1 rRNA gene is annotated in these 201 nt (G+C 56.2%); it reads right to left on the reverse strand.

The window, feature by feature from the left end:
- Positions 1-201, reverse strand: a 23S ribosomal RNA gene (locus tag LCF57_RS19475); the annotation flags it as partial.

Raw genomic sequence — 201 nt, forward strand, 5'->3', positions numbered from 1 at the left:
ACGATGTGCGGATTTGCCTACACACCAGCCTCACTGCTTAGACGGACATCCATCGGTCCGCGTCACTACCCTACTGCGTCACCCCATCGCTCATAGCGGATTACGGTGGTACAGGAATTTCTACCTGTTGTCCTTCGACTACGCCTATCGGCCTCGCCTTAGGTCCCGACTTACCCTGAGCGGACGAACCTTCCTCAGGAA

Source organism: Paenibacillus sp. BJ-4, from assembly GCF_020404765.1.
Taxonomy (GTDB): Bacteria; Bacillota; Bacilli; order Paenibacillales; family Paenibacillaceae; genus Paenibacillus.